This window comes from Haliscomenobacter sp. (assembly GCF_040403615.1).
In the GTDB taxonomy this organism is placed as follows: Bacteria; Bacteroidota; Bacteroidia; order Chitinophagales; family Saprospiraceae; genus Haliscomenobacter.
This window is the reverse complement of record NZ_JBBAKG010000193.1, coordinates 1-5,766: the sequence shown is the minus strand read 5'-3', so window position 1 is coordinate 5,766 and position 5,766 is coordinate 1. Positions and strand designations below refer to the sequence as shown.

The window sequence follows — 5,766 nt, the reverse complement described above, 5'->3', positions numbered from 1 at the left end:
TAAATGCAGACGCGCAGCTTTCGATATTGGAGGCGTGTCGTGGACAAAATCCGGGCGCTCGAGTTGTGTTTGCCAGTACCCGGCAGCTCTATGGAAAACCAGATTTTCTTCCGGTAACCGAGGAGCACCCGACTCGCCCCGTTGATGTCAACGGAATCAACAAACTCGCGGGCGAGTGGTACCACCTGCTTTATCAGGATGTTTATGGAATTCCAGCGTGTGCTCTTCGCCTCACCAATACTTACGGTCCAGGAATGCGCGTCAAAGATGCTCGTCAAACGTTCCTGGGTATCTGGATTAAGCAAGCACTCAGTGGTGAAACCATCAAAGTCTTTGGTGACGGAAAGCAGTTGCGCGATTTCAATTACGTTGATGACTGCGTGAATGCACTTTTAATGTCGGCGAGCTCATCTAATGCTGAGGGCAAGGTCTTCAACCTTGGCAGCCCTGAGGTCATCTCGTTGGAGAAACTCGCTCAATTGATCTGCGAGTTTGAACCTTCAGCGAAATACGAACTCGTTCCTTTCCCCGAGGATCGAAAAAAGATTGATATCGGTGACTACTACGCTGATACGACGTTGATCCACAAGGAACTCGGATGGGAACCAAGCGTGTCATTGACCGAAGGAATCACGGAGACTCTTAATTTTTATCGGGAGAACGCATCCCACTACTGGGACAAGTGAGGAGAACGCCATGATTTCCATGAATGGGTTCAGTCAAGAACCCGCTGAGATCCTGCTCGCCGAGCAAGAGGCTGCCACTTCGGTATTTACATCTCATTACTACGTGCTCGGAAAACAAGTCACTCAGTTTGAATCAGAGTGGGCTGATTACTCCAAAGCACAATATGCAGTCGGTGTCGCTAATGGACTTGATGCCCTTGAAATCATTCTTCGCACTCAGGGGATAGGAGCCGGTGATCAAGTAATCACGACTCCTATGACGGCCGTAGCTACCATTCTGGGGATCATTCGAGCAGGGGCCACACCTGTATTGGCCGACATTGACCCGGAAACAGCATTACTGGATCCTGCAAGTGTTGAGCGTTGCATCAACGAGAAGACTCGCGCAATTATTTTGGTCCACCTTTATGGGCAAGTAAGAAACATGGCCGCATGGCAGAAGCTTTGTGATTCACATGGGATTGCATTAATTGAGGACTGCGCCCAAAGCCACGGTGCTCAAGAAAACGGTGTCGGTTGCGGATCATTCGGTATCGCGGGGGCTTTTAGTTTCTACCCCACCAAAAACCTTGGCGCGATCGGTGATGCTGGTGCACTCGTAACTAATGATTCTAAAATTGACCAGCAGGCTCGAATGCTTCGAAACTACGGTCAAGTTAACCGATACGAACACCTTGAAATCGGAATGAATAGTCGCCTTGATGAACTACAGGCAGCCATATTGCGGGTTCGACTCAATTGGTTAGACGAATTTACGGCCCGTAGAAAGCAGATTGCTGCTCGTTACCAGGCTGAAATCAACAACCAGTGGGTGAAACTACTCGCTACACCGCTTAGTCCTGAGCAGCATGTGTATCACTTATTTGTTTTTACAACCCCCTTCCGTGAGCAATTACAAAAACACTTAATGGACTCTGGTGTTGAAACACTCATTCACTACCCCATCTCGGCCGATCAACAAGTGGCGTTGTCAGGAATTGCAACGGATCCCCAGGGTTTGCCAAACGCACGAGGACATGCGGACACTTGTTTGTCTATTCCGTGTCACCCGCAGCTCACCGAAACTGAACTGGACCATGTAATTGCGTCGGTGAACTCGTTTTCTCCAACGGGATCATGAATCAATGACGGAGCACTTCGTAACACTTTTTGATTCAACGTTTTTGCCCAATGGATTGGCGCTCCACAAGTCACTCATGCGAACAGCCTCAGACTTTCACCTATGGGTAATTTGCATGGACGAAACAACCGAGCGTGCGTTAACCGATTTACACCTGGCACACATCACTCTGATTCCGCTTGCAACGGTTGAAACCCCTGAATTGCTCGCCATTAAAGACTCACGGTCAATAGCCGAGTACTGCTGGACCCTCACGCCATTCAGTGTTGAATTTGTTTTTGAACTCGCCCCAGAAGTAAATCGAGTGACATATGTCGATTCAGATGTGTGGTTCACTAAATCACCTGACTTGATTTTGGCGGAGATGGGTTCGGCAGATTCACTGATCACTCCACACGCTTACGCACTTGAGGGCGCCAACAATCTAAAATTCGGGATTTACTGTGTTCAGTTCATGCCGTTCACCCGCGAGGGTTCAACCGATATCCGCCGTGACTGGCAAAGCAAATGCCTTGATTGGTGCTACGCCATTGTTGAACCAACCCGCTTCGGAGACCAGAAATACCTCGATGGGTGGGCAGAAAGGTTCGGAGAGCGGGTTCACGTTCTCACGGCGGTGGAAAAGACCCAAGCTCCTTGGAATGCAATAAGTTTCGACCCCGACTCCGCAGTTCTTTACCATTTTCACCGATTGCGTTTGGCAACCAGCGACCGTGCTTATGTCGGAACCTACCGACTCCCCAGCCGGACAATCAGCGCTCTGTATCGGCCGTATCTCACAGATATTCGTGAATCACTCGTGGAACTGGAACGAATCGGAATCCCTTTTAAGGCCCAAGTTAAGCCGCTAACTGGCTGGCTTCTCGTTAAAGACTGGTTGGACTTTCACCGACACAATTGGCGCAGTCCGCTGGCCCCCTACTCGCTCAAGTATTAATCGCGACCACTCGGGTGCATTGATCTCTGCAGGAAAAGACCCGGTCGAACCCACCAACACTGCGTATTCGGGTGATCCAGCATGACCTGGTTTAATCGCCAATCGATCGGGATCACCGGGGTCAACCGATCTTCACTCAAATAACGCGCGAGGAGAACCGCGAAATCCGATCCATAAATGTTTGCACATACGGTGTTAGTGACCGGGGTATCCAGTGCTATTACTCGGCTTCCCTGATCATTCGAAATATCAATTCCCCGATCAAGGATTCGAGTAATACCTAGGTCGTAAACTGAAATTGATTCAGAGAGGTTAACGAAGTCAACACCCTGCGTGCGGGCCAAACGAATCACATCAGCGAGGGCTTGCACTTTCTGACTAGTTAATGGGGATGCATCATCTTCTAGAACCACGATCAGTGACGCGCCCGACTTGATTCCTTCTTCGAGTATTCGTCTATGAGATAGATCGATATTGAGCAGTCGCCGATACGCTTTCGCAGCTTGTGCCGCGCCTCCCCCTTTAGTGCCAGCAAGCCTTTTCGACACCATCAATTGATACAGGGCCCGGGTGGCGAAACTCTTGACGAACCGAGTTGGTGCAGCGAATTGTGCTCGAGAGATCAGGAAAAGTCGCCAGTCGCGCTCCAATTGGGATTGCGCTTTTGCGGCTGACCGAAGTGAATCTGCTGAAATCGGGAAATTGTCACTGGTGTAATCATCACGATCACTGATCAGGGTTTCGACCAAAAGCCCAGCACTTCGTAACTGCTGGGCTAGACCCTCCAATGCCCCGGTGGACTCGCCGGAAGAATTGAAAGCTGAATTCTGGTGGGTGACGAGACCAAGGAAGAGATCTGGCGTGGTTGACACCTCTACTCCTCCTTCAGCACCCTGTTAGGGTCGGTCTGTGCCGATTCTGTCCGTGATTACTGTAGTTAAAGATGACCCGTCAGGGCTGCGGCACACACTAAATTCAATGGCAGAACAACAGCGTATCGACCCTTCTCACATCCAATTCGTAGTGATCGATGGTTCATCACCGGCAATGGAAGAAGTCCTTACTGATTCAGGAATATCTGATTTCTCCTACTACTGGCAAAAACCTGAAGGAATTTTTAGTGCCATGAATTTCGGCCTTTCACAGGCCAAAGGGGATTATGTTCTGTTCCTCAATGCTGGCGACACTTTCTTTAATACGGATGTACTTTCACGGCTGGTCGAATTCCTGCAATCCAGCTCACCCAACTGGGCCTACGGCCGGGTGCATTTCACTTCATCGTCGGGTAAAGATTTAGTTGAGCCTTCATGGTCCTACGCTGCCGAGCGATCACAGCTTTTTGCCCGAGGACTCTTTCCGTCCCACCAGGGGACGGTTATGCAACTTAACCTCATTAAATCATTGGGTGGATTTGATGAAACCTATCCAACAACGAGCGACTATCACTTAATGCTCAAGGCGAGTAAAGAATCAGCACCGGAAATCATTCCCTTCCCCATTGCGCATTTTCAACAAGGAGGTGCGTCAACTCAAGATTGGCGGGCTGCAGTATCTGAATTCCACCGAGCACGGGTATCGGTTTTCCAACCACGTGGAGTCCAACAATTGCAAGAGTGGACAAACACAGCGGTTGGATTTGTCACAACTTGCCTAGCTAAAGTGAAGGGAGGGTTACAAGGTGACCGATAAACCTGTTTCCCTCATTGGCAAGGTGACATCTCCACTCCACAAAATATTTCCCACTCTGCACTATCAAGTGTGGAATCGGCAGCGTGACAAAATTGTCAAATCGCAGTTACCAAGTCTGGCGGAATTCGCAGCGCCGTTAACTATCGCCTCACAAGATTCACAACGCGATTTGCACGTAATTGTCATCCCGCATTACGGGCCAGATGCCCCCACTTGGCATGTGGCTGGGCAAAATCATTTCTTCGAAATTTATCAGTCGCTGCAAGAAATTTTAGGCCCTGAGCGCGTCACGCTATTAGCCACCGATAAATCCGATCCCAATTTTGATTACCACGCGCGTTTAATGCAGTTAATCATTGACACCAAAGCCACCCATGTTGTCGGTCAAATTGAATCCGATCCCAATAAGGCGGACACCTGGTCGTGGGATGTCCCAATGACCATGCTTGCCAACAATTGGGGTGGGGTTTTCATTGGTGTCATGTGGGATTGGGCGTACCCGTGGTTAAGCGTTCGAGCCAAACGGCTCGCGGGAATCAATTCGCGCTTGCTTGTGGCTGAACTATGTCAACCCATTTCAGGGCTCACGGTCAAAGGACGGATCGAAGCGGGCCCGATGACAATGCCTTTGTCCCGCGCCACAACATCGGCCATTCTCGACCGGGTAGCGGGGGCCGAGAAAATATACGATTTAACATTCATCGGCGCGCTTTATGATTACCGAGTCCAATTAATTGATCAATTACGTGCTGACGGAGTTAATGTCGCCGTGAATCCACACCGACCTGATGTCACAACTGATTACCATGAGAGTCGGTCAAATCAGCCGTCGTATCTCGATTACATGTACGGTCTTGCCCAAAGCCAAATGACTATTAACTTCAGTCAAGCTGCTGGCGGTCCTGGTGAGCAATATAAAATTCGTCTTCAAGAGGCGGCTTTGGCGCAGTGCTTGTGTCTGACCGATGACCGTAATAGAACTCGCCACTTTTTTGCACCCGACCAATTCGGGTTCTTTGATGAACTGAGCAACCTTGAACACGTTGTCAAGGATGCACTTTCTAACCCCGTAGAACTCAAACAACGACAAATAGCCGCACAAGCGAGAGCACTGAAACTTGCCGAAACCGACTTTTGGGGCCGAATCGAAGAAGCATTATCTGCGCGAGGATTACGAAGTTTGACCGGACTTACAGCGCCACCCGAGCCAATTTCAAACTAAGTGCGGTCGACTAGTTCCTTGAAGTAAGCAATGGTCTTGTCCAGGCCTTGTGTCAAAGGAATCGTTGGCTCCCAACCCAATTGCTGCTTAGCGCGGGTAATATCTGGTTGCC

Annotated in this window: 6 protein-coding genes and 1 pseudogene; 5 read left to right on the top strand and 2 right to left on the bottom strand. The window is 49.7% G+C overall.

Annotation, left to right across the window (positions count from 1 at the left end):
• From ABW391_RS28405 to ABW391_RS28395, 3 genes are all read left to right on the top strand, one after another.
• Window positions 1–686: NAD-dependent epimerase/dehydratase family protein (locus ABW391_RS28405; RefSeq protein ID WP_353485287.1), on the top strand; the 686-nt coding region annotated here is incomplete at its 5' end.
• Window positions 687–696: 10 nt separating this feature from the next.
• Entirely contained in the window at window positions 697–1,806 is a 1,110-nt protein-coding gene (locus tag ABW391_RS28400) for a DegT/DnrJ/EryC1/StrS family aminotransferase (protein ID WP_353485286.1), read from the top strand.
• A 115-nt stretch (window positions 1,807–1,921) separates the two neighbouring features.
• Window positions 1,922–2,743, top strand: coding sequence for a glycosyl transferase (locus ABW391_RS28395; protein ID WP_353485285.1), 822 nt, complete (start codon window positions 1,922–1,924; stop codon window positions 2,741–2,743).
• Here ABW391_RS28395 and ABW391_RS28390 read toward each other — a convergent pair.
• Window positions 2,740–3,615 carry a glycosyltransferase family protein gene (locus tag ABW391_RS28390; RefSeq protein WP_353485284.1) on the bottom strand — a complete coding sequence of 292 codons (876 nt, stop codon included), beginning with the start codon at window positions 3,613–3,615 and terminating at the stop codon, window positions 2,740–2,742. The genes ABW391_RS28395 and ABW391_RS28390 overlap by 4 nt on opposite strands.
• Before the next feature lie 37 nt (window positions 3,616–3,652).
• Between ABW391_RS28390 and ABW391_RS28385 the strand changes: the two genes are divergently transcribed.
• A complete protein-coding gene (locus ABW391_RS28385; protein WP_353485283.1) occupies window positions 3,653–4,432 on the top strand; it encodes a glycosyltransferase in 780 nt (259 codons plus the stop codon).
• Window positions 4,422–5,654, top strand: coding sequence for a glycosyltransferase family protein (locus ABW391_RS28380; RefSeq protein ID WP_353485282.1), 1,233 nt, complete (start codon window positions 4,422–4,424; stop codon window positions 5,652–5,654). The genes ABW391_RS28385 and ABW391_RS28380 overlap by 11 nt, the downstream gene beginning before the upstream one ends.
• Here the strand turns inward: ABW391_RS28380 and ABW391_RS29655 are convergent.
• Window positions 5,651–5,766: pseudogene (locus tag ABW391_RS29655) on the bottom strand (SDR family NAD-dependent epimerase/dehydratase); the annotation flags it as partial. The gene ABW391_RS28380 and the pseudogene ABW391_RS29655 overlap by 4 nt on opposite strands.

Excerpts from the sequence above, each read along its gene's own strand:
- ABW391_RS28400 (WP_353485286.1), top strand. The coding sequence starts at position 697 with ATGATTTCCATGAATGGGTTCAGTCAAGAACCCGCTGAGATCCTGCTC.
- ABW391_RS28395 (WP_353485285.1), top strand. The coding sequence starts at position 1,922 with ATGGACGAAACAACCGAGCGTGCGTTAACCGATTTACACCTGGCACAC.